This window comes from Cytobacillus sp. Bac17 (genome assembly GCF_024519925.1).
Taxonomy (GTDB): domain Bacteria; phylum Bacillota; class Bacilli; order Bacillales; family Cytobacillaceae; genus Cytobacillus; species Cytobacillus pseudoceanisediminis.
Map to the genome: position 1 here is coordinate 1 of NZ_JALJRC010000012.1, position 24071 is coordinate 24071.

General features: G+C 42.4%; 22 protein-coding genes and 1 other annotated feature. Of the genes, 3 read left to right on the plus strand and 19 right to left on the minus strand.

All coding sequences use genetic code 11. The features are described 5' to 3' along the window. Positions 1–534: 534 nt before the first annotated feature. The 5 genes from NR125_RS15080 to zapA form a co-directional block, all read right to left on the minus strand. Positions 535–942 carry a DUF350 domain-containing protein gene (locus NR125_RS15080; protein ID WP_009333198.1) on the minus strand — a complete coding sequence of 136 codons (408 nt, stop codon included), beginning with the start codon at positions 940–942 and terminating at the stop codon, positions 535–537. A gap of 72 nt (positions 943–1014) precedes the next feature. After that, positions 1015–3372, minus strand: a complete 2358-nt coding sequence (locus tag NR125_RS15085; protein ID WP_256815616.1) for an endonuclease MutS2 — start codon at positions 3370–3372, stop codon at positions 1015–1017. Between the two features lie 29 nt (positions 3373–3401). Next, positions 3402–5120: a DNA polymerase/3'-5' exonuclease PolX gene (gene polX, locus NR125_RS15090; protein WP_071156176.1), complete on the minus strand. Its 1719-nt coding sequence runs from the start codon at positions 5118–5120 to the stop codon at positions 3402–3404. A 397-nt stretch (positions 5121–5517) separates the two neighbouring features. Then, a complete protein-coding gene (locus tag NR125_RS15095) occupies positions 5518–6060 on the minus strand; it encodes a CvpA family protein (protein ID WP_009333201.1) in 543 nt (180 codons plus the stop codon). A gap of 2 nt (positions 6061–6062) precedes the next feature. Then, positions 6063–6329 carry a cell division protein ZapA gene (gene zapA / locus NR125_RS15100; protein ID WP_009333202.1) on the minus strand — a complete coding sequence of 89 codons (267 nt, stop codon included), beginning with the start codon at positions 6327–6329 and terminating at the stop codon, positions 6063–6065. A 159-nt stretch (positions 6330–6488) separates the two neighbouring features. On the opposite strand from zapA, the gene rnhC reads away from it, so the two are divergent. Beyond that, the gene (gene rnhC / locus NR125_RS15105; RefSeq protein WP_009333203.1) at positions 6489–7427 is read left to right on the plus strand and encodes a ribonuclease HIII; all 939 of its coding nucleotides are present in this window, start codon (positions 6489–6491) and stop codon (positions 7425–7427) included. 169 nt (positions 7428–7596) lie between these two features. On the opposite strand, the gene pheT is transcribed toward rnhC, so the two are convergent. The 3 genes from pheT to NR125_RS15120 form a co-directional block, all read right to left on the minus strand. After that, positions 7597–10011, minus strand: coding sequence for a phenylalanine--tRNA ligase subunit beta (gene pheT / locus NR125_RS15110; protein ID WP_019383095.1), 2415 nt, complete (start codon positions 10009–10011; stop codon positions 7597–7599). Between the two features lie 144 nt (positions 10012–10155). Then, the gene (gene pheS / locus NR125_RS15115; protein ID WP_009333205.1) at positions 10156–11193 is read right to left on the minus strand and encodes a phenylalanine--tRNA ligase subunit alpha; all 1038 of its coding nucleotides are present in this window, start codon (positions 11191–11193) and stop codon (positions 10156–10158) included. A 508-nt stretch (positions 11194–11701) separates the two neighbouring features. Next, complete coding sequence (locus NR125_RS15120) at positions 11702–12451, minus strand: TrmH family RNA methyltransferase (protein WP_019383093.1); 750 nt, start codon at positions 12449–12451, stop codon at positions 11702–11704. Between the two features lie 141 nt (positions 12452–12592). On the opposite strand from NR125_RS15120, the gene sspI reads away from it, so the two are divergent. Then, the gene (sspI, locus tag NR125_RS15125) at positions 12593–12799 is read left to right on the plus strand and encodes a small acid-soluble spore protein SspI (protein WP_009333207.1); all 207 of its coding nucleotides are present in this window, start codon (positions 12593–12595) and stop codon (positions 12797–12799) included. Between the two features lie 123 nt (positions 12800–12922). Here sspI and NR125_RS15130 read toward each other — a convergent pair whose 3' ends face one another. Further along, positions 12923–14008, minus strand: a complete 1086-nt coding sequence (locus NR125_RS15130; RefSeq protein WP_019383092.1) for a M42 family metallopeptidase — start codon at positions 14006–14008, stop codon at positions 12923–12925. 108 nt (positions 14009–14116) lie between these two features. Then, positions 14117–14608 (minus strand): dUTP diphosphatase, encoded by a 492-nt coding sequence (locus tag NR125_RS15135; RefSeq protein ID WP_009333210.1) that lies wholly within the window; start codon positions 14606–14608, stop codon positions 14117–14119. Positions 14609–14749: 141 nt separating this feature from the next. Here NR125_RS15135 and NR125_RS15140 point away from each other — a divergent pair, with 141 nt between their 5' ends. Next, the gene (locus tag NR125_RS15140; RefSeq protein ID WP_009333211.1) at positions 14750–15163 is read left to right on the plus strand and encodes a hypothetical protein; all 414 of its coding nucleotides are present in this window, start codon (positions 14750–14752) and stop codon (positions 15161–15163) included. Positions 15164–15194: 31 nt separating this feature from the next. Here NR125_RS15140 and NR125_RS15145 read toward each other — a convergent pair whose 3' ends face one another. The 9 genes from NR125_RS15145 to NR125_RS15185 form a co-directional block, all read right to left on the minus strand. Next, positions 15195–15764, minus strand: a complete 570-nt coding sequence (locus NR125_RS15145) for a TVP38/TMEM64 family protein (RefSeq protein ID WP_009333212.1) — start codon at positions 15762–15764, stop codon at positions 15195–15197. A gap of 63 nt (positions 15765–15827) precedes the next feature. After that, positions 15828–16100 (minus strand): DUF1294 domain-containing protein, encoded by a 273-nt coding sequence (locus NR125_RS15150; protein ID WP_019383089.1) that lies wholly within the window; start codon positions 16098–16100, stop codon positions 15828–15830. Positions 16101–16225: 125 nt separating this feature from the next. Further along, positions 16226–16585, minus strand: coding sequence for a 50S ribosomal protein L20 (gene rplT / locus NR125_RS15155; RefSeq protein ID WP_009333214.1), 360 nt, complete (start codon positions 16583–16585; stop codon positions 16226–16228). 26 nt (positions 16586–16611) lie between these two features. Next, positions 16612–16812: a 50S ribosomal protein L35 gene (rpmI, locus tag NR125_RS15160; RefSeq protein WP_009333215.1), complete on the minus strand. Its 201-nt coding sequence runs from the start codon at positions 16810–16812 to the stop codon at positions 16612–16614. A 15-nt stretch (positions 16813–16827) separates the two neighbouring features. After that, on the minus strand, positions 16828–17331 hold the full coding sequence (infC, locus tag NR125_RS15165) for a translation initiation factor IF-3 (protein WP_009333216.1): 504 nt from the start codon (positions 17329–17331) through the stop codon (positions 16828–16830). A 177-nt stretch (positions 17332–17508) separates the two neighbouring features. After that, positions 17509–17632 (minus strand) — a sequence feature (ribosomal protein L20 leader region). Between the two features lie 250 nt (positions 17633–17882). Next, positions 17883–19814: a threonine--tRNA ligase gene (gene thrS / locus NR125_RS15170; RefSeq protein WP_009333217.1), complete on the minus strand. Its 1932-nt coding sequence runs from the start codon at positions 19812–19814 to the stop codon at positions 17883–17885. A 712-nt stretch (positions 19815–20526) separates the two neighbouring features. Further along, positions 20527–21411 (minus strand): putative sporulation protein YtxC, encoded by an 885-nt coding sequence (gene ytxC / locus NR125_RS15175; RefSeq protein WP_034296638.1) that lies wholly within the window; start codon positions 21409–21411, stop codon positions 20527–20529. A 276-nt stretch (positions 21412–21687) separates the two neighbouring features. Beyond that, on the minus strand, positions 21688–22617 hold the full coding sequence (gene dnaI / locus NR125_RS15180) for a primosomal protein DnaI (RefSeq protein WP_019383087.1): 930 nt from the start codon (positions 22615–22617) through the stop codon (positions 21688–21690). Then, the gene (locus tag NR125_RS15185) at positions 22617–24053 is read right to left on the minus strand and encodes a replication initiation and membrane attachment family protein (protein ID WP_009333220.1); all 1437 of its coding nucleotides are present in this window, start codon (positions 24051–24053) and stop codon (positions 22617–22619) included. The genes dnaI and NR125_RS15185 overlap by 1 nt, the downstream gene beginning before the upstream one ends. Between the last annotated feature and the right edge of the window lie 18 nt (positions 24054–24071).

Consider the following 24071-nt stretch of genomic DNA (forward strand, 5'->3'; position numbering starts at 1 on the left):
GAGCCGCAACTAGACAAACCGAAATGTGGAGGCGACTGCTCAGGGACGACAAGCATAAGACGAGCCCTGCAAGAAGGTGTTCTTTCCTTCTGGAAGGGATTGGCTTATGTCTCGAGTCCCTAGAAGCCGAAACAAGACAAGCTTGTGACCTCGAGGGGGTAGGCTACTTGCGCTAGACAGTTATTGAAGTTCAAAGTTTCACTTGCTAAACTTTTAGAAAAACGATGGACACCTTCTGAACTTTTAGAACATTCTAACTGTTCGACCTTATTATAATATAATGCTGGTTCTATGACAATTAGAATACGACCTTACAATCAGGAAGATATTTTTTTCAGAGGGCTGTCCAGCCTATCGGGGATATTCTTTTTAATGGACATAAAAAAAATCGCCATATATAATGGCGATTTTCCCATATCCTTATTTCACAAAAATATTATGTTATGAAAAATATATAAATGGCCCCTATAAGAAGAAACACTCCGCTAAGAACCAGCAGAACCTTTGCTAACTTTTCCAATGTTAATTCTCTCCTTATGATAAACCTGCACCAATGACATAAGACAATCCGATTGACAGCACCATGGAAATAAAACCGACTGCTTTGTTATTATTTTCAATTTCTTCGTCAATTCTAAACTTAGGTGTTAAAAATTCAAAAATGAAATAGCCGATCAACAAAAGAAAAAATCCAAAAATTCCCCACGTAATCATTGTCAGCAAGGTATCATTATGCATGATGGAATGTCTGAAGATATTGGCAATCCCAAAAATTTTCCCGCCGGTCGCCATCGCTACAGCGACATTTCCATTTTTGATTTCTTCCCAATTGCGATACTTGGTAACTAATTCAAAAACAGCTAAAAAAACAATCATACATAAAATGACTACACTATAATAAGCAGCTGTCTGAATAAATTCATTTTCCCAAAATTCTTTCATTTCCATTCTCCCCGCTGGAATTTAAGTACCCTCCCCCCTAATAAAAAACAAAAGGAGAGCGGGTGGCAAAGCTTATTTAAATTCAACGACTGTAACCCCTGTGCCGCCTTCTCCTGCTTCACCAAATCGAATTTTTTTAACTGACCTGTGATTTTTCAGATATTCCTGAACACCCTGCCTCAAAGCACCAGTCCCTTTACCATGAATGATGGAGACACGGGGATATCCAGCTAAAAGGGCATCATCTATATATTTCTCCACTCTTAAAAGTGCGTTTTCATATCGTTCGCCCCGTAAATCAAGTTCAAGGCTCACATGAAAATCTTTGCCTTTTACTGTTGCTACTGGTTTTGTTTCAACAGGTTTTGGACTCTTGACATATTCTAAATCCCTTTCGGCTACTTTCATTTTTAAGATGCCGATTTGAACCTGCCATTCATTGTCAGACACCTTTTCAAGCAAATGCCCTTTTTGTCCAAAACTCAGAACTTTTACCTCATCGCCTGCTTCAAACACATGTTTATTATTCTTTGGCTTTAATTTATTCTTTGCTGAGCTCATCTGCGGTGCAGCTTCGGACAGGCGTTTCTTTGCTTCTATCAGCTCATGTTCCTTCACTTCAGCATGTTTCTCCATGCGCATTTTTCTTAAGTCGCGGATAATTTCTTCTGCTTCTGCCTTGGCTTTCTCAACGATATCCTCGGCTCTTTCTGCTGCTTTCTCATGCATTGCATCTTTTTCCTCATAAAATTCAGCCATTTGCTTTTGCAGATCTTTATGAAGTTTTTCTGCACTTTTCAAAAAGTCATTGGCTTCTTCCATGTCAGCCTCTGCTTGTCTGCGGCTTTCTTCAAGGGATGCAATCATATTTTCAACCTGATTTGTATCTGCTCCTATATAGGATCTTGCGGTCTCAATCACTTGATCCTTGAGCCCAAGCCGTTTTGATATTTCAAAAGCATTGCTTCGGCCCGGAACCCCAATCAGCAGCTTATAGGTTGGACTAAGCGTTTCAATATCAAATTCAACACTGGCGTTGATAACTCCTTCTCTGTTATAGCCATAGGCTTTCAGTTCAGGATAATGAGTTGTGGCGATAACTCTTGCCCCCCGCTTGTATACTTCTTCAAGAATAGAAATCGCCAGGGCAGCACCTTCCTGCGGATCTGTACCTGCACCAAGCTCATCGAATAATACCAGACTATTGAAGTCAACCTGGTCAAGAATATCCACGATATTAACCATATGCGAAGAGAAAGTACTCAAGCTTTGTTCAATTGACTGTTCATCCCCGATATCAGCATAAACATTTCCGAAAACAGCCGTTTCAGAACCATCAAGCGCTGGGATCTGCAGACCGGCCTGAGCCATCAATGTACAAAGCCCCACTGTTTTTAATGTAACTGTTTTACCGCCGGTATTTGGTCCCGTAATGACAATGGTCGAATATTCAGCTCCGAGCTTAATATCATTTGCCACTACCTCATCAATAGGAATAAGCGGATGACGGGCTTTGAATAATGAAATTATCCCTTCATTATTAATTTTCGGCTTGGAGGCCTTTATGCGTTTACTGTACCTGGCTTTAGCAAACATAAAATCGATTTCCCCAAGCACCTCTACAATGGTTTCCAGTTCACTGCTGTTTTCAGCGGCCTGTACTGACAGTGCGATGAGAATCCGTTCAATCTCCTGCTGTTCTTTTACCCTGATGCCCTGCAATTCATTGTTCAGCTGGACAATGGACGCGGGCTCAATAAATAATGTCTGGCCAGAGGAGCTTTGGTCATGGATAATACCGCCGTAATGTCCCCGGTACTCCTGCTTTACAGGTATGACAAAACGGTCATTGCGGATTGTAATAATCGCATCAGAAAGCATCTTTTGGGCACTGGTGGAGCGAATCATGCTCTCCAGACGCTCTCTTACACGTGATTCTTTCGTGCGCAGCTGATTTCGAAGAGAACGGAGAGTCTCGCTTGCACTGTCAAGCACTTCTCCATTGTCGTCAACCGCATTGCGGATAGACGTTTCCAGGTCAGCCAGTACAATAATATTATCTGTATATCCCAGCAGGATCGGCAGGCTGCTTTCTTCCTCGGCAAATTCCTCGATGAACCTCTTCATCTGCCTGCTTGCATGAATCGTGCTGGATATCTGGTTAAGTTCCTGGGGACTAAGCATCCCTCCAATGACCGCTCTCTTCACATGAGGACGAATATCAAAAATGCCTCCAAGCGGTACATTTCCCTTAATTCTAAGTACTGTCACGGCTTCATCTGTCTCTTCCTGCCTGCGGATAACTTCTTCATAGTCAGTGGAAGGACGAATATTTATGGCCTTTTTTCTTCCCAAGGATGAAGAAACGTGCTCAAGCAGCTGTTCCTTCACTTTATTGAACTCAAGTATCTTCAATACTCTTTCTTGCATGAGGATTTTCCCCTTTCATGCCCAATTTCCTACTGGCGTTCTTTCAGAAATTTGAGCAAATCTTCTGTTTCCATGGCATTTAAAACGGATTCCTTCTTGATCCATCCCTTCTTTGCCGCAGAAACTCCGATTTCCATGTGATTTAAAGTGTCTATTTTATGTGCATCAGTATTAATCACTATTTTCACACCAGCTTCCTGAGCTTGTCTGATATGCTCGGAAGCAAGGTCCAGCCTGTTCGGATTTGCATTCAGCTCAAGGGCTGTATTTGTTTCTTTTGCAAGCTCGATGAGCATTTCCATGTCTACTTCATAGCCTTCCCTGCGGCCGATCAATCTTCCCGTAGGGTGGGCAATAATGTCGACATGGGCATTCTGCAGCGCCGTTTTCAAGCGAGCCATGATTTTCTCCTTCGGCTGTGAGAAAGAAGAATGAATGGAAGCAATGACAATGTCCAATTCCTCTAGAAGTTCATCATCATAATCAAGCGATCCATCGGGCAGAATATCCATTTCCACTCCTGACAGAATCGTGAAATCATCGAATTGCTCATTAAGCCGCTTTATTTCTTCTTTTTGACTGCGAAGTCTTTCAGCAGTCAAACCGTTCGCCACTTTCAAGTACTGAGAATGGTCTGTTATTGCCATATACTTATAGCCGCGGGCCCGGCATGCTTCAATCATTTCCTCAATGGAATAGGCGCCATCACTCCAGGTTGAGTGCATATGAAGGTCACCCTTAATATCTTCAAGAGATATTAATTCCATGTCTTGCGTATATTCATCCACTTCTTTCCCATCTTCTCTGATTTCAGGAGGAAAGAATGGAAGTCCGAAATGGGCGTAAAATTCCTCTTCATCTTTAAAGGTAAGGATTTCACCTGTTTCATTGTTTTCAACTCCGTATTCACTGATTTTTTCCCCGCGCTCTTTTGCAAGCTGGCGCATTCTGACATTATGATCCTTCGATCCAGTAAAATGATGGAGTGTAGTGGCAAATTCATGCGGCAGAACTATACGGAAATCAGCCGATATATCATAGGAATGTTCAAAAACAACGGAAACCTTTGTATCTCCTGCGGCAATCACTTCTTTAATCCCGGATAAACTTAATAACTGCTCTTTGACTGAAGCAGGATTGTCTGTAGCTATAATAAAGTCGAGGTCTTTGATTGTTTCCCTCATTCTCCTTAAGCTTCCTGCCCTTGAGTATTTTTCGATATCCTTCATTTCCTCCAGGGCGGCTTCTATGCCTACCGCTACTGGCAGCATATATGCAAGCGGCAGCCGTTCCGGTCTGGTTCCTGCATTTTCAAGGGCAGCGAGTATCTTTTCTTCCGATTTTTCCCCAAAGCCTGCAAGTCCGCGGACCTTCTTATTGCGGCAGGCATCCTCAAGATCTGCGGCATTTTCGACGCCCAGCTCTTTATATAGCTTGGCAATTTTCTTGCCGCCCAGTCCAGGGAGCTGAAGAAGAGGAATTAATCCTGAAGGCACTTCTTCTTTTAATTCATCCAGAACAGAAGACTTTCCTTCTTTTATGTACTCCTCAATAACAGCAGCGGTTCCTTTCCCGATGCCGGATAGCTTTGTAAAGTCTTTTATTTCAGTCAAGCTTTCATCATTTGATTCAAGTGCCAGTGCCGCTTTTCGGAACGCAGCTGTTTTGAAAGGATTTTCTCCTTTTAATTCCATATAAACAGCAATTGTTTCTAAAAGCCTCACAACATCTTTTTTATTTATACTCACGAAAACCACCTGCCTGTAACTGTATTCGTATTCGTATTATCTCTTATTTTGTGTTTGAACTTCAAATCATGGCTATCCTCTAAAGCCTCTTACTTAATAAGTGAGGTATTACCTTTTAATATTGCCCGTTGGTTTCCACTGCGGACACTTGCTTTCCGCGGGGAGGCACGGGAGCCTCCTCGGCTTCGCCTGTGGGGTCTCCCGCTCCCTCTCCTCCCGCAGGACATTGAATAACCTCCCTGAGCAACACCGCACGAAGAAAATGCGAACGCATTTTCGAGGATCAAGCGTCCTCCGCTCCAACCAACTCAGGGGATTTAGCTAGATTGTAGATTTAAATCCACAAAACTTATATTAACAGCCTTTCAAAAAGAAAACTTCTCTAGAAAAAGAGAAGTTACGCAGCCATATATTCAACCCACATTTCTTTGAGCTGGTTAGAGAGAACAGGCGTATTCTTAACCATTAATTCTGCCATAAAGGAATTATTGATCGGCCCCTGCAGCACTTCTATTGGAATCAGTGCGGCTATGTATAATAGAATAAACATGATAAGATAGACTTCGATAAATCCGAGAATGCCGCCAGCCCAAACATTCAGCTGTTTTAGAATAGGAAGATGGGCAACAAAATCAAGCATGCTTCCAATAATCTGCAGTAATATTCTTACCGCAAAAAAAATCACGACAAATGCAATGGCGCGATAGTAAGCATCTTCAAGATCTGCATTCTCAAATAACGTCTGAATCGCCGAGTCACTGCTAAAGCTGGGATATGGCACCCATAAAGTCAGCTTAGGTGCTAGCTCGCCGTAATACATACGGGCTACAATGAAAGCAATAATGAATCCAGTCAAATGAATTAATTGAAGGATAAATCCTCTTTTCAAGCCTATAAAAAAGCCAAAAACCAAAATAATGATAATTGCAAGATCCAGCATGACTACTTTCCGTCCTTTACTCTATTTAATTCGTTTTCCAGCCGTTCCAGACGGTCTGTTAGCTTTATATAATCATTAACAGCATTGACTGCGGTTAGCACGGCTAACTTACTAATGTCGAGTGAAGGATTCTTCGAACTGATCTCACGCATTTTATCGTCAACCAGCGAAGCGACAAGGCGAACATGGCTGGAGCTCTCTGAGCCTACTATTACATATTGCTGTCCATAAATATCTACACTTGTGCGATTTCTTTGTATCTCTGACAACGCCCATGCCCTCCTTTTTTAAAGAATCCTAATCAATATCATAACATGAACGTATATTGGTGGGAAGTCAAAGCATGTCAAAAGAGCTCAGTTCATGTAAATCTTTTTCCAAATAGAGGCAGCAGATTCAAACAGTTAACAAAGATGAGGAGAATTAATATGAGCCAGGTAGTACTTTTAAAAAAAGCAAATGAAATCTCAGAAATGAAGGCCTATTATTCAGGCAGGCTAAATGACAAGCTGCCTCCCGGAAGCGTATTTGCTGCAAAGGTGCCAGGGTGTTCGATCACTGCCTATAAATCGGGGAAAGTACTCTTTCAGGGCAGCGGAAGTGAAACAGAGGCAAAAAAATGGGGAGATACCGCACGCAGTGCACAGCCGAGCAAAAAAACCAGCCCTGCAGCGGCCAACTTGCCGGAAAATATCAGTTCCCTTTCTGTCATAGGATCAGACGAAGTGGGTACCGGTGATTATTTTGGCCCCATCACGGTTGTTGCAGCTTACGTAAAAAAAGATCAAATCCCATTGCTGAAGGAGCTTGGAGTAAAGGACTCCAAGAATCTGGGAGATGAAAAAATCATTGAAATCGCAAAACAGATAAAAGATATCGTTCCCTACAGCCTGTTAACCCTGCATAATGAAAAATACAATAAGCTTCAGCAATCAGGGATGTCACAGGGGAAAATCAAAGCATTGCTGCACAATCAGGCAATCGGGCATGTTTTAGGGAAAATTGCTCCTGAAAAGCCTGAAGCCATTTTGATTGACCAGTTTGCAAAGGAAGAGGTTTACTTCAACTATTTGAAAAACCAGCAGACCATTCAAAGGGAACGAGTCTTTTTCAGCACAAAAGCGGAAGGAATCCACCTCGCAGTTGCAGCAGCATCCATCCTGGCCCGCTATGCGTTTGTGCGCCACTTTGAAAATCTTAGCACAAAGGCCGGTTTCCGGCTCACTAAAGGCGCCGGTCCGAAGGTTGATGAAGCAGCAGCCCGGCTGATCAGAGATAAAGGGCGTGAGGCATTGCCTTCTTTTGTAAAACTGCACTTTGCGAATACTGAAAAAGCGATGAAGCTTTACAGCAGGAAGTATAATTGATAATGAAGCAGCCAATTTAAGGAGATTGGCTGCTTTTTTCCTGTTTAAGAGGACCATAACTCTTTGGAATATATATTTATCGGCCAAAAGCAGAGGTTTATCGGCCAAATGAGCTGTTTTAACGGCCAAATAAAGAAAAGGCAGCCTTCGGGCTGCCTTCCTCATTATTTTATCCTCTCAATACTGCTCCGGCTTTTTCCTTCACAGCATCCAATACTTTATCATGCGCTTTTGTTACATCTTCATCCGTTAGTGTACGTTCAGGGTCGAAGTATTTAAGGGAGAAAGCAATTGATTTTTTGCCTGGCTCCATCCGTTCGCCTTCGTACAGGTCAAAAACATGAACGTCTTTTAATAGCTTGCCGCCGGCTTCTTTAATGATTCCTTCAAGCTCGCCCGCTGCTGTTCCCTTATCTGCCACAAGGGCAATATCCCTTGTGATGGAAGGGAAACGCGGGATAGCTTCATACTGCAAAGGTGAAACTTCTTCATCCAGGATCGCTTTTAAGGAAAGCTCAAACGCATATGTTTCTTTCAAATCAAGCTCTTTTTCCACAGTAGGATGGATTTGGCCGACAAATCCCACTGATTTCCCGGAAAGCAATACTTCTGCTGTTCTTCCAGGGTGCATCCCATCCTTTTGTGCCTGACGGAATTCAGCCTTATCGGATAGTCCCAGCTTATCAAATAAGCCCTCAAGAACTCCTTTTACAGCGTAAAAATCAACCGGCTTCTTTTCTCCCTGCCATGGGTGGCTGTGCCATAAGCCAGTAACCGCTCCAGCAAGGTGCTCACGCTCTTCAGGCAGATCCTCTTCTCCATTGGAGAGGAAGACCGCTCCTGTTTCATAAACAGCCAGGCTGTCGTTCTGGCGTGCAGAGTTATATTTTAATACTTCTAGAAGCTGCGGAACAATACTTAATCGGAGCAGGCTGCGATCTTCACTCATAGGCATTGCCAGCTGCACAGGTTTGCGCTCTTCCAGTGCATATTGAGACGCTTTTGCTTCATTTGTTAATGAATAGGTTACTGCCTGGTAAAGTCCTGCACCTTCAAGGTAACGGCGGACCATTCTGCGTTTGTTCTGGTATTCAGATAGATGCCCTGGTGTAGAGGACCCAACAGGCAAAGTGGATGCCAGATTGTCGTAGCCAAATAAGCGGCCAACTTCTTCAATAAGGTCTTCTTCAATCGTAATGTCGCCTCTGCGTGTTGGAACTGTAACAGTAATCGTATCGTTATCAGTATTTGTTTCAAATTGAAGACGGGCAAATATATCCTCTACTTCTTTCATGGATAGTTCCGTGCCAAGCACATGATTGATTTTTTCAAGCGTTACAGACACCACAGCGGGTTCCACTTGCAGTGCATCTGCTTCCACGGAACCTTCAAGCACTTCCCCGCCCGCATATTGTGCAAGCAATTGAACAGCTCTTTCTGCAGCAGCTCTAACTCTGTTTGGATCCACACCTTTTTCAAAACGGGCACTTGCTTCGCTTCTTAAGCCATGATCTTTTGAAGCTTTTCTAACCGTTGCCCCTTTAAAATAAGCTGATTCGATAAGTACATTTTTAGTGTCCGACTGTACTTCAGAATTTGCCCCGCCCATGACGCCGGCAAGTGCAATGGGTTCAGACCCATTTGTTATTAAAAGGTGATCTGAGGTTAACTCACGCTTGGCATCATCAAGAGTAACAATCACTTCACCATCTCTTGCTTTGCGGACAAGGATTTGCTTTGATCCCAGCCGGTCATAATCAAAAGCATGAAGCGGCTGGCCGTATTCAAGCAGAATGTAGTTTGTGATGTCCACCACGTTATTGTGAGGGCGAATGCCCGCCGCCATTAAACGAGCCTGCATCCATACAGGAGATGGACCTATTTTTGCATTTTTTACAACCTTCGCAACGTAAAGAGGATTATCTTCTTTTGCTTCCACCTGAACTTCAATATAATCAGAAGCCTTTTCAGATGAAGTCTCAGCCTGCGGCTCAGGAAGCTTTACTCCTCTTCCTAAAATAGCAGCTACTTCATAAGCAACACCCAGCATGCTTAAGCAGTCAGAACGGTTCGGAGTCAGCCCAAGCTCAAGAATCTGGTCGTCACGATTAAGCTGCTCAAGAGCATCCTGGCCAACTTCTGTATCATTAGGGAAAACATAAATGCCTTCAGCATATTCCTTTGCAATCAGCTTGCTTTCAATGCCCAGCTCTTGAAGTGAACAGATCATTCCATTTGATTCTTCGCCTCGCAGCTTCGCGCGCTTAATTTTGAAATTGCCTGGAAGCACAGCTCCAACGGTAGCCACAGCCACTTTCTGCCCTTTATCCACATTTGGGGCACCGCATATGATTTGTACAGGCTCACCAGCTCCTGTATCAACTAAGCATTTATTCAGCTTATCAGCATTTGGGTGCTGTTCTCTTTCAAGGACATGCCCTACTACAACACCTTTGATGCCTTCATTCAAAACTTCTACACCTTCAACTTCGATACCGCTTTTTGTAATCTTTTCTGCAAGCTCTGCAGGTGTAACGCCTGATAAATCAACATATTCCTGCAGCCATTTATATGAAACGAACATTTATGATCCTCCTCTTTTATTGTCCAGCTCCTGCTTCTGCCCCCTCGAGGTTATAAGTCATTCTGCCATGAAGGTTAAAGAACAACCTTCATGGCAGCTTGCCTTATGCATGTCGGGGTTGAACAGTCGCCTCCGCTTTTCTAATTACTCATGAATTGAAAATTGCTTTAAGAAACGAACATCATTTGTATAGAAGTGGCGAATATCATCCACACCATACTTCAGCATGGCAATTCGCTCAGGTCCCATTCCGAATGCAAAGCCTGTGTATTTCTTAGAGTCGAAGCCTGCCATCTCAAGAACATTGGGATGAACCATTCCGGCGCCAAGAATTTCAATCCAGCCAGTGCCTTTACATACGCTGCAGCCTTTTCCGCCGCAGATTTTACAGGAAATATCCATTTCCACAGATGGTTCTGTAAATGGGAAGAAACTTGGGCGAAGACGGATTTCCCTGTCATCTCCGAACATTTTCTTCGCAAACACTTCCAGTGTTCCTTTCAAATCGGTCATTCGGATGTTTTCATCTACAACAAGTCCTTCTATTTGCATGAACTGGTGGGAGTGTGTAGCATCATCATTGTCACGGCGATACACTTTTCCCGGACAGATGATTTTAACCGGCCCTTTGCCTTCATGCTTCTCCATTGTTCTTGCCTGTACCGGCGAAGTATGGGTACGAAGAAGAATCTCTTCTGTAATATAGAAGGAATCCTGCATATCGCGGGCAGGGTGGCCTTTAGGGAGGTTCAAGGCTTCAAAATTATAATAATCTTTTTCAACTTCAGGGCCTTCAGCTACTGTATAGCCCATTCCAATAAACAAATCTTCAATTTCTTCAATAATGCGTGTCAGCGGATGATGGTTTCCTGATTTGACAGGACGTCCAGGAAGAGTAACATCTATCTTTTCAGCAGACAGCTTTTCCTGTACTGCCGCTTCCTCAAGATGCTTCTGCTTTTCTTCAATTCCTGCAGCAATACTGTCTCTTACTTCGTTAGCAAGTGCCCCCATTTTAGGGCGCTCTTCCGCAGACAGTTTCCCCATTCCTTTTAGAACTTCAGTTATTGGACCCTTTTTGCCCAGGTAAGAAACACGGATGTCATTTAATTCTTTTAAATCAGCAGCAGTGCTGATTTTTTCCAACGCTTCAGTTTGCAGTTCCTTTAAACGTTCTTGCATCTAAATATCCTCCTTGAAATTAATACTTTTACTTTTTTGGCCAAAATAAAAAACCTCTATCCCCATAAAGGGACGAGGTTTCGCGGTACCACCCTTTTTAACACATATATGTACTTCATGCACGTGTTCACTTCATTGGGATAACGGCTTATGCCGGTACATCTTTACATCGAAAAGCGGAGGCGACAAGCATAAGACAAGATGGCATGAAGGTTGAACTTTACCTTCATGACAGATTGGCTTATGACCTCTAGCCCCTAGGAGCCGGAGCTAGACAGTTATCTATTCTTTCTCGCTTACTTTTCAATGGTCCCGATGCCAACTCAGGAGGTGAATGTTCCCTTGCATTTCCTGTAAAAATGCTTTCAGTCTTAGGCATTTTCTCCCTGAAAAGGCTGACTGCAAGGTATTGGTCTCCGTCATCGTTTTGTTATTATAATTTTGCTGTTAATTATATTACATTCTTGAGGCTGTTTCAAACGGTTTTCAAAAAATGGCCGCCCATTTTCTATTTTCTTAAGTGATAAAGAAGAATTCCGGCAGCCACCGCCACATTAAGTGATTCGCTTTTCCCGAATATCGGTATATAAAGGTTTGCTGCTGTATTAGCCAGAAGCTCTTTATTCACCCCATTTCCTTCATTTCCAACGAGCAGCGCGAAGGAATCAGAGGACTCATACTTTGTGTATTCCCGGGCATTTTCCAAAGCAGTTCCATATACAGGAACTTTACTTTCTTTCAGTCTGCCAATCCAGTCAGACAGATTCCCTCTTAAAACCGGCAAATGGAAGTGACTGCCCTGTGCAGAGCGGAGCACCTTTGGGTTATATGCGTCAACGCTTCCTTCACCCACAATAACGGCATCGATACCAGCAGCATCTGCCGTCCTGATCATCGTACCCAGATTGCCGGGATCCTGGACGGCATCAATTAATAAAAACCGTTTTCCTTTTACTTCCTCGGAAGATGGTTCCTGACTGCAGACAGCAAAGATTCCCTGCGGCGTTTCCGTATCCGCCAGCTGCCCGATGATTTCTTCTGTAACCATTGTTACAGGGATGTCGCCATAATCCCATCCGGGAGGCATGTCTTTATTTTCACTAATGATTATTTCAGCTATTTGATTGGCTTTCAGTGCTTCTTCCACTAAATGAAAGCCTTCAACCAAAAAGGTTTCTGTTTTGTCCCGCTCTTTTTTGGTCAAAAGTTTCTTCCATTCTTTAATTTTTGGATTTTTTGCAGATTGTATATGCTTCAACACGGTCTCTCCTTTTATAGAAAATCCCGCACAACCGGAATTTCTTTATACAGTTTTTTCATTATAGCCTATTTGAAATACATAATAAAAGCGAAATTAGAGAAGATAATAACGAATTAAATCTGGAAGGAGTGCATCAAGGTGAATTTAAACCTGCGCAATGCCATTTTACACAATGTTTCAGGCAACTCTCAAGACGAACTTAAAGATACGATCGTAGATGCCATTCAAAATGGGGAAGAGAAAATGCTGCCTGGATTAGGTGTTTTGTTTGAAGTAATTTGGAAAAATTCTTCAGAGGAAGACAAGCTGGAAATGCTTCAAACATTGGAGAGCGGCCTTAAATAAAATGAAAAAACTCCGGTATAGCTCCGGAGTTTTTTTAATTCTGCTAAATAACAAAGGGTAAAACTTAGGCAACTGTCCAGCGCCATCAGCTCTCGGGTCAAAGCAGCGGGCCTTCAGCTTTTCTTATTCAAAAGTAATCCTATCCACTGTTTCCTGGTCAAGCTTCTTAATCACTTCAGCAATAAGCTTAACGGCATTTTCATAGTCATCGCGGTGAAGCATTGCTGCATGGGAATGGATATAGCGAGTTGCAATGGTGATGGAAAGTGATGGAACTCCATTATGAGTAACATGAATGGCTCCTGAATCTGTTCCGCCGCCAGCGATGGCATCAAATTGATATGGGATATTCAATTCATCCGCAGTGTCTGTTACTAGATCACGAAGACCTTTGTGCGAGACCATTGATGCATCATAAAGGATGATTTGCGGCCCTTTGCCCATTTTGCTCATGGCTTCTTTTTCAGAAATCCCTGGCGTATCACCTGCGATTCCCACATCTACACCAAATGCGATATCCGGCTCGATTTTTTGAGCCGAAGTGCGGGCTCCGCGAAGTCCAACCTCTTCCTGAACCGTTCCTACACCATATACTTCATTTGGATGATCAGCATCTTTCAATTGCTTAAGCACATCAATGGCAATTGCACAGCCGATGCGGTTATCCCAAGCCTTTGCCAATAGCATCTTTTCATTATTCATAACCGTAAACTCAAAATATGGAACCACCATGTCACCAGGTTTTACTCCCCATTCTTTCGCTTCTTCACGGCTTGAAGCACCAATATCAATGAACATGTCTTTAATTTCAACAGGCTTTTTGCGCGCATCCGGGGACAAGATATGCGGAGGCTTAGAACCAATTACCCCGGTGATATCTCCCTTGGACGTTACAATCGTCACACGCTGTGCAAGCATAACCTGTGACCACCAGCCCCCAACTGTCTGGAAGCGGATGAAACCTTTATCATCAATGTTTGTTACCATAAATCCAACTTCATCTAAGTGGCCAGCCACCATGATCTTAGGGCCGCCTTCTTTGCCGGTTTTTTTAGCAATCAGGCTTCCCAGTCCATCTGTTGTCACTTCATCAGCATATGCTGCTATGTATTTTTTCATAACCTCGCGCGGTTCGCGCTCATTTCCCGGAATTCCTTTCGCATCCGTTAAGTCTTTAAGCATGGTTAACGTTTCATCTAATTTAGCCATCATTTCGACTCCCTTAATATTTATTCAACCCTATTATACCGAACATGCGATTTAATATAAAGAATTATCAGACGGATATTTACTCCGGCTGCAGGCGGACCTGCAGGATTAGTATCCTTCAGCCTGCCTTTTATAATTTACTTCATTTTTATCTATATATGCTTTTTCTATATCTGAAGAGTTAAAACCAAGCATTTCCCCTAGCTGCAAATAGGCAGCAATAAGCTCTTTATAATCGGCTAGGGAACGGCTAGTCCGAAACTGTCCGATTTCATCATATACAGACAAAAACTGGCCATTCACTGACTCTGCCTTTTCCAAAGGAACAGCATATTCCTTTTCAGCATCAAATCCGCATTCAATTCCAAGTGATAAAATGAAATGTATACCGTCTACAAACTCTTCCAATACTGTTTCCTGAGGGGAGGATGGCTTAAGGCTCCAAAACTTGAAGCATCTTGTCTCATTTGCAAGCTCTCCCAATTCAACCAGCAGCGCAAGCACCTTACGTTCAAATAAATCTTCTTCCTCTAAACCATGATTTGATTCTATATGGCTGTCCAGCCCTTTTTGCATTTGAAATAATAGCTGATAATTCATTTTCCACCATCCTATAAGAAATAAATGATTAACATACAAAACATTGCCTATCAAAAAAATTATAACAAATCGCAAAAAGGTTGAAACTTTTTTTAATCTCATCCGTAAAGTAAGGAAAATAATAATGGAGGGCTGGTTAATATGTGGCTCCTGCGTATGCTATTGTTTGCTCTGATTCTTTTTCTTATATACACCGCGGTAAAATATCTGCTGAATTCTAAGAGAAAGCTCGAGCTTGCCCACGAACAGAAACGATATTATTTTTGGGATGACCAGGAAAATGTCAGGAAGAACTTCCTGATTACGTATAAAGGGGTTTTATTTGAGGGCGAAAAATATCTGGGAACCACGGACAATGCCTTTGATGTGGTCTCCATTTTCATCTGGCCGCACAATACATCGGCCCTTAAAGGGATGGTAAGGGAGGATTTTCTTTTTATAGAAAGAAAGATAACCGAGGCCTATCCCACTGCAAAAATTGACTGGAAAAGCCCTGTGAAGGAATTTATGCATAAAACAGCTTCACCAGGAGATGAAATTAAAAACCATTTATAAAAAAAACGTTCGGCAGCCCCGAACGTTTTTTTTATGCTGCTTTAAAGAATTCCTTCCATTTAATGACAGTCACCTTTTCCCTCAGCACAAATACTAAAACAGAAAGGGAAAGCAAAATCAGAATAACCATTGAAGGAGTGAATCGGCTGATGAATTCTCCGAAAATGGTATAAAAAACAGCCAGCGGCAAATTGGTGATCCAAGAATTTTTCAAATATTGATCAAAACCCTTATTCCTCTCCATAAGACAAAAGTTCAATAAATGGTAATGAATAAAAGGGATGAGCCTTAAAACCGCAACCTGACCGACAGTCAAATTCCGGTATTCCCCGAACCACCGCTTTCTTAGTAATGAAAGCTTTTCATGTGTCCTCGGCATTTTTGTGATCAAGAAATAAAAAAGAATGCTGCTGATCATCAGTCCTGCAATGGAGAAAACAGAACCAAAAAAACTTCCAAACAGAACTCCTCCAGTTATGCAGACAAGCGGTACCGGAATGAATAGAAACTGCCTGATGATATGAAAAAAGATAAAAGCAATGGGAGCAAGAATTCCAGCAGTCTCTGCCATGGCAAACAATAGAGTCAATTGATCATTCATGCCTTCACCTCTCCCCGATGTCATTCCTGCTGTTCCCTAAAGCTTATGGATAGCCCTGATTGTTTATGACAAGAGAATAATCAGGTACACAAGTAAGCCTGCTTCAAGCATCGCCAGGATAGGCAGTCCCCATTTAAACTGCACATGCTTTGTTTTATGCCTGAAAGCCTTCATTCCAAGAGTCATTCCCGCAGCCCCGCTCAAAATGGCTGTGATCCAGAGATTTTTTTCGCTGATTCGATACTGATTCCGTTTCGCCTTCTCCTTATCAAGCTTCATCAGATAAAAACCAGCCACATTCATAATCAGATAGATAAGAGCAATTGTCTTGACCATGAGCTTTCTCCTTTATATGTATTAAGTCTGTATTGAGCTTAAATGAAACAAAAGCTTCTGTCCATTTAAAGCAAAATAAAAACCATTCCCACATTTTAAGGGAATGGCTATTTTATGAATAATTATTACTTGCTAAGCTGCTGCTTTGCAACTGATGCTAATTCAGCAAATGCTTTTTCGTCAGCGATTGCTAATTCAGCAAGCATTTTGCGGTTAACTTCGATGCCAGCAAGCTTTAAACCATGCATTAAACGGCTGTAAGAAAGACCGTTCATGCGAGCTGCTGCGTTGATGCGAGTAACCCAAAGTTTGCGGAAGTCGCGCTTTTTCTGGCGACGGTCGCGGTATGCATACATTAGGGATTTCATAACCTGCTGGTTAGCAACTTTGTATAATGTATGTTTTGAACCGAAATAACCTTTAGCTAATTTGATGACTTTTTTACGACGTTTGCGAGTAACTGTACCGCCTTTTACACGTGGCATATTATTTCCCTCCTAATTTCGAGATATTACTTAAGATTTACTAGTAAGTTACGGATGCGCTTGTAATCGCCTGAAGAAACAAGAGTTCCTTTGCGAAGCTTACGCTTTTGCTTTTGAGATTTGTTAGCGAACATATGGCTTCTGTAAGCATGAGAACGCTTCAGTTTACCAGAACCTGTTCTTTTGAAACGCTTAGCAGCGCCGCGGTGAGTTTTCATTTTTGGCATTGGGAATTCCTCCTCTTACTTGTCGTTTTTCGGTGCTAAGACCATAAACATGCTTCGGCCATCCATTTTTGGATGCGATTCCACTACTGCAACTTCATTGCATGCTTGTGCAAACCGGATTAAAACACGCTGGCCAATTTCCTTATGCGTAATGGCACGACCTTTAAATCGGATCGATGCTTTTACTTTATCGCCTTTTTCAAGGAATTTAATAGCATTGCGAAGCTTTGTATTAAAGTCATGCTCTTCAATAGTCGGGCTAAGACGAACTTCTTTAATACTGATAATCTTCTGGTTTTTGCGAGCTTCTTTATCTTTCTTCTGCTGCTCGAATTTGAACTTTCCGTAGTCCATGATACGGGCTACCGGAGGTTTCGCATTCGGTGCAACCAGAACAAGATCCAGATTGGCACGAGAAGCAATTTCAAGTGCGTCGAATTTTGATTTAATACCTAACTGCTCGCCGTTTTGGTCAATAAGACGGACTTCGCGGGCGCGAATGCCCTCGTTTAACAACATATCTTTGCTAATAGCTAGACACCTCCAAGGTTTAATGCGAACACAACGTTTGGGTCAAGAAAAGCGCAAGCGCCTGCTGGAGCAGACAACTTTTAAGCTGCCAGCTGCACCGGACCAAAGCTGAATCGCAAGTTATGCAACATTTCTCTTCCGGAGCGGAAGCAGAGCTGTTTTTAACCAAATAAAAAAGTGCGGATGAAAACACCCACACTTACGTATATAAACAGAAAATGTTCACGTAAAACCTGCCAACTGCACTTTGCGTCAATCAGGTGAGAAGCGGGTGCTTCTTCTTTTCCTCAAACTGTATTCAATTTACCTTAGCTACTATATCACAAAGTATGATTTCGTGTCAAACGAATAACTTTTATCACAACGAAGAAAAGCATAACAAAATTAATCGCTTTTGGCAATATGATTTCAACATTTTTTCAAAATGAATTTAATGCCAACTTTCTGGTTTGCACAGCTGACTTGGGTATTACAGATTCTGCGGCTGTCACAAAAACTTCACAAAAAAGGGCTGCAGCTCGTGCAGCACTTTTTCATAATTATCGTTTAACTTCTGCTTTTAATGCTGAGATGAAGTCTTCAAATGAAACTGTTTCTGATTTTTGCTCTCCATATTTACGGACATTGACAGCTTTTTCAGCTACTTCATTGTCCCCCACAACAAGCATGTATGGAGTCTTTTGCATTTGAGCTTCACGGATCTTATAGCCGATTTTTTCATTGCGGTCATCCAGCTCTACGCGGAAGCCCTCTGCCTGAAGCTGCTCCCGGACTTGTTTTGCATAATCAAAGTGAATATCAGGAGAAACCGGAATGACCTGAACTTGAACCGGGGCAAGCCATGTTGGAAATGCTCCCTTATACTCTTCAATCAGGAATGCCACAAAACGCTCCATAGTGGAAACGACACCGCGGTGGATAACGACCGGACGATGAGGCTTTCCATCTTCGGCTACATAAGTCAGGTCAAAGCGTTCAGGAAGCAAGAAGTCCAGCTGGACAGTGGATAATGTCTCATCCTTTCCAAGAGCAGTTTTAACTTGAACATCCAACTTCGGACCGTAGAAAGCTGCTTCACCTTCTGCCTCAAAATAATCAAGGCCGATTTCATCCATGGCTTCTTTAAGCATTGCCTGTGCTTTTTCCCACATTTCATCGTCATCAAAGTACTTCTCAGTATCCTGTGGATCTCTGTAGGAAAGACGGAATGAGTAGTCATTGATATCGAAGTCTTTATATACTTCAAGAATCAGGTGTACTACGCGCTTAAACTCTTCCTTAATCTGGTCAGGGCGGACAAAAATATGAGCATCGTTCAGAGTCATGCCGCGTACACGCTGAAGGCCGGATAGTGCTCCTGACATTTCATAGCGGTGCATTGTTCCAAGCTCAGCAATACGGATTGGCAGTTCACGGTAGCTGTGGATGCCATTCTTATAGATCATCATATGATGCGGGCAATTCATTGGACGAAGAACAAGCTGTTCGTTATCCATTTCCATTACAGGGAACATATCTTCCTGATAATGATCCCAGTGCCCGGATGTTTTATAAAGATCTACACTTCCCATGATCGGAGTATATACATGGTCATAGCCCAGTCTTTCTTCCTTATCAACGATATAGCGCTCGATATTGCGGCGGATTGTTGCCCCTTTTGGAAGCCACATAGGCAAGCCCTGTCCGACTTTTTGCGAATTCATGAACAAGTTAAGCTCTTTGCCGATTTTACGATGATCACGCTCTTTCGCTTCCTCAAGGAGACGCAAATGCTCGGCCAGGTCTTCTTTCTTAAAGAAAGCTGTTCCATAAATGCGCTGAAGCATCTTATTGTCACTGTCGCCTCTCCAGTAGGCGCCAGCAATACTTAATAATTTAAACTCTTTTAGTTTGCCGGTCGATGGAACGTGGACTCCGCGGCAGAGATCAAAGAATTCGCCCTGCTCATAGATTGTCACTGTTTCATCTTCAGGAATGGCTTCAATCAGTTCAAGCTTGTATTCATCACCAATTTCCTTGTACATCTGAACCGCCTCATTACGGCTGACTTCCTTGCGGACAACGTCAAGGTTTTCATTAATGATTTTCTTCATTTCTTTTTCTATCACAGGAAGGTCTTCTGGTGAAAGTGATTCTTCGAGGTCGATGTCATAATAAAATCCGCCTTCAATGACAGGACCTACCCCAAGCTTTACATTTTTATATAAACGCTTGATTGCCTGCGCCATTAGATGGGCAGTACTGTGGCGAAGAACCTCCAGCGCATCGTTTGAGTCCGGTGTTACAATTTCAATAGCTCCATCCTTTTCGATTGGACGGCGAAGATCATACATTTCTCCATCCAGCTTGCCGGCAATTGCCTTTTTCTTCAGGCCCGGGCTGATCGAAGCTGCAATATCTTCTGTTGTCGTTCCCTTAGGGTACTCCTTTACAGCTCCATCTGGAAACGAAACTTTAACAACTTCTGACATGATATTTCCTCCTTATTTATAAAGTGAAACTCCAATCAGGAGTCATTTTCTCCTGATTGTTAGTTGAACTTATCGGGCCTTACGGGCAGTTATCCATACATACTTATCGAGTGTAACCAACTTGCATGGGTATATACTGTCCGTTAGACTGCGATAAAGCGCAAGCGCCTTGATCAGCCCCGACAAGCACAAGGCGGGCCTCATAAAAAGGCGTTCTTTCCTTTTTTGAAGGATCCCCGAAATGTGGAGGCGACTGCCCAGGGACGAAGACAAGCCCTGCAAGAAGGCGTTTTCTCCTTCTGAAAGGGATGGGTTAGTCTTTCGTCCCCTGGAGCCGCAGCTAGACAAACTTGTGACCTCGAGGGGCTAGGCGCTGGAGCTGGATTCAGATTTTGCTCCTAAAACGGGTTATACACTTGAAAAAATAAAAAAACCCGTCCCTAAAAAAGGGACGAGTTGTATTTAACACGCGGTTCCACCCTACTTCTCGTTCTCTTAGAAGAAAAACGACTCTGTAGTAAGATAACGGTCTTTTCCCGCCAGCCCATTTCCTGGCTGGAGTTCAGAGGCGGTAAGCATTCGAATCGTGTTAGGAAGGTTTCAGCCCTGCCTTCCCTCTCTTTAAACCGTATCAGAATACCCATATCCTCATCGCAACTTTTGCTCGATTTTTATAATATGTACGTTATTATAGTTTGTTATTTCAGGAAAATCAAGGGTATCTTTTACATTTTTCATCATCGGCATAAGAATGGGCGTTTTGATAATTATAAAAGGCTTCAATAGAGCTTAATTCAAGTCTTTCTTCAAAAATATTGCGGATTGTTCTGACCAGCGGCTGCTCGAAATCATCTGAATACAGATAAATGGCTGAAGGTGCGATTGAGAGCAGCGGCGCAATCGTAACAGAATCCACGTATACAGGATGATTGGATAATAGCTTGCGGTCAATCATTCTTAATAGCTCTCCGCGTTTAATTTCGCACAAGTGCTCATCATAAAAATAAACACCTTCATCCATCACGACATGGATCGTATTAATCTTTGGCTGCTTTCTTGACAGGAAGTCCCTCAATGTATGAATAAACATCTGATATTCCTGCTCCATTTTATATTCATCGATGGAAACTTCAACGTATTTGGTCATTTCATTCATAAGCGGCCGCATTCGGAATTTTACAAAAGAATCAAAAGAAAAGGAAATGTTATTCTGAAACAGCTGATCAATTGCGCTCCTCAAGCTTTCTTTTACATCCAGGCCACTGACAAACGCAGCAAGATCCTCCCTGCTTCCTTCCAAAATAGAGTGAATGATTTCAAGAATCTGCTGCTGTTCACCTTCATCCTCATAATAATAATGCTCCATCAGTATCCGTTTAAACCAATCATCCTGCTTCTGGTTCACTATAAATTGAAAAAATACTTCCTTAACAATATTCAGGACATTGCCGTTATTTCCAGCAGAGACTCTGACTATATGTCGATCTTCAAAATGAAGAATATTATTATCACATTGACAAAAAGACTGCAGCTGCACATAAAGATGCTCATAAAAATTCCTCGCATCCGTGCTGCTTTGGAAAATGATTTCGATCAACCAAATCCCCCCTTTATACAAATCTCTGTTCTATGTATATGGCGGACTTGGCCAAGTTAGAAGTGGGATTAGCCTTTTAGTGCATTAAACTATAAGAAAAGCGGAAGCGCCTTGCCCATGAAGGAACGCAGACTAAAAACGTCACGTCCTCCCAAAAGCTAATGCTTTCGGTCGTGCGATGTATACGCTGCCGAAGCTAGACAGTATCAAAGTTCAAAGGAATGATTTCTTACTTTATAACAAAAGCTGCCGGATACTTTATCGGCAGCTTTCAGATTATACTCTTCTGTTCGGTCCTTCTACAAGCACTGGTTCAGCAAGGTATTTAATGCGCTCCATGATTCTCCTTGCCTTCATTTTCTCTTCCTCTCCGCGCTGGCTGTAGGAGAGATGATGTTCAAGACCCTGCAGGTCGAAATTGGAAGTAAAGAAAGTTGGCAGGCTTTCCTGCATGCGGAACTGCAGAATCGGCCCTAAAATCTCATCCCTTGTCCAGCTGGACATGGTTTCTGCACCAATGTCATCAAACATTAAAACCGGTGCTTTTTTAATGGTTTCAATTTTGCTGTTAAGAGTTTGATCTCCAATTGAATTTTTCAATTCCCTGAATAGTTCAGGAACGTAGACAATCATGGAGGATACTTTCTGGCTTGCAAGCTTATTGGCGATAGCACCAAGCAAATAAGATTTTCCTACACCGAATTTCCCATAAAAATAAATTCCTTTTCCCTTGGATCCCGGCTGGTAGTCCATAACAAAAGATGCCGCCTTATCAACGGCCTCAATACGATCGTCATCATCATATATGGAATCAAAAGTGGCATGAAGGATATCAGATGGTACATATAAGCTCTGAATTAATTTTTCATTTCTCCGCTTCTCATCGTGCATGACCTTGCGCGGGCACTTATCATATTTCAGATCGACCGATCCTCTTTGAATCACAAGTTCCGGATGATAGCCCTGCATAAAGTTCACACAGCCCTCCAGGCTCGGACATTTATTGCACTCCTTGCTCTGCTGTGTATACTCAAAGAGTTTGCTAAGGCTCTTTTCAACCATCTCAGATGTCAATTCATCTTGATGAGTTTGGATAAAAGCCTTTACTTCAGGGTGATTAAGCGTTTGGTTTCTCATCATTTCATACCTTTTTTGAAAACCTTCATTGCCCGCAAGGCGCCTTAATGTTTCATTAATTTTCTCCATCAATCAGTCACCTCCTGTGAACGCAGTTTTTTTAATTTTTCATGAAGCTCCTTTTTCTTCATTTCCAGCTCATACTGATCCTTTTCGCTTATTTGCTGCTGGGGCTCTTTCTTTTTGGCTGATGAACTGCTTTTTTCATCAAACCAGTCCGGAAGCATCTCTGTCCTGATTGGCTTCTTTTTGTTACCGGTTGTGCTGGCAGTTTTCTTTCCTTCCGCCCAATCCAGGTATTGCCGGTGTTCTTTCTTAGCTAAAGCAATAGCTTCCTGGGGTGTTTTTATTTTCTTTCTAGCCCAGTGGCCAGCTATTTTTTCTACGTAGCCTTTGGTCAATTTCATATCTGTTTTGAGCATAACATATTGAATCAGTACATTAATTACCCCTGGCAAAAGCTTTTGCTGAAACATGACATCTTCAATGATCTGCATATCGCCTTTTGATGGCTCTGCCCCTCCTGATATATCTTTTAATAGCTGCCTTGGTGAGGTGATTTCCAAATAACGGATCAACTCTTCTTCCTGCGTTTCAGGCTGTTTTTTATGAGTCTGATGGATGGCAGGCTGAACCCTGTCAATCAGGGATGGCAGCTGGTCCTGGTTTTGGAATTGATACCAGTCCCGTGCAGATTTTCTCAACTCATCAATGTTTATCTCATTATCTTCATTTACAGCGCTGATGACGATATTTTTCATTTGAATGGGGTCGATTCCGTACAAAAAGGCAAGATTGCTGATAGATTCCTTTACTTTAACTGTAATGGCCTTTTTCGGTACTAGTGATTCATTCAGCCCTGCCTGAAGCAGTTCAAAATTAAAATCTTCATTCCCGATTTGAATACCTTCCTGCTCCTGCCTTCCAATATACCCTTCCACCTCTGATTCATTCATCAGCTGCACCACTTCATCGTCAATCTCAAAAGAACCAGGGTGTCCTGATTGAAATACATCCTGAAAAGCCTTGGTTACTTCCTCATACCCTGTAGCTGTCTTCACCTTCTGTTCTGAAAAGAAGCGTTTAAGCCTCATAAATTGGTTTCTGCCCAATTTCTTATAAAGATAAATATTAAGCATGCCATCAAGGAAAAATTGTTCAGGTGTCAGCGGGGGAAGCAGTTCATAAATAAATGACCTTGTCTCTTCATCTTTGTTTACGTATACCTTTAAAAGTCCTATCCCTTCAAGCTTAAGGCGGGCTTCATATATATCCTTAAGCCCCATGTCCATGAAATTCATTAAACTATGGTGTGAATTAGAAGATGACCATAGCCGATTTTCTTCAAGTTCCGCCCATAATGTCATATATAAACTGAAGCACACAGAGCCAATGAGCGGCTGGTATAACAGCGTCAGCACTTTTCGGTCATAATCATGCAAAAGCCCGCTGGCTGCTACTGTATATCGATCAATGGGGAGCATCTCCTGCCAATGCTGGGCCATGGTATTTCACCTTTTTCT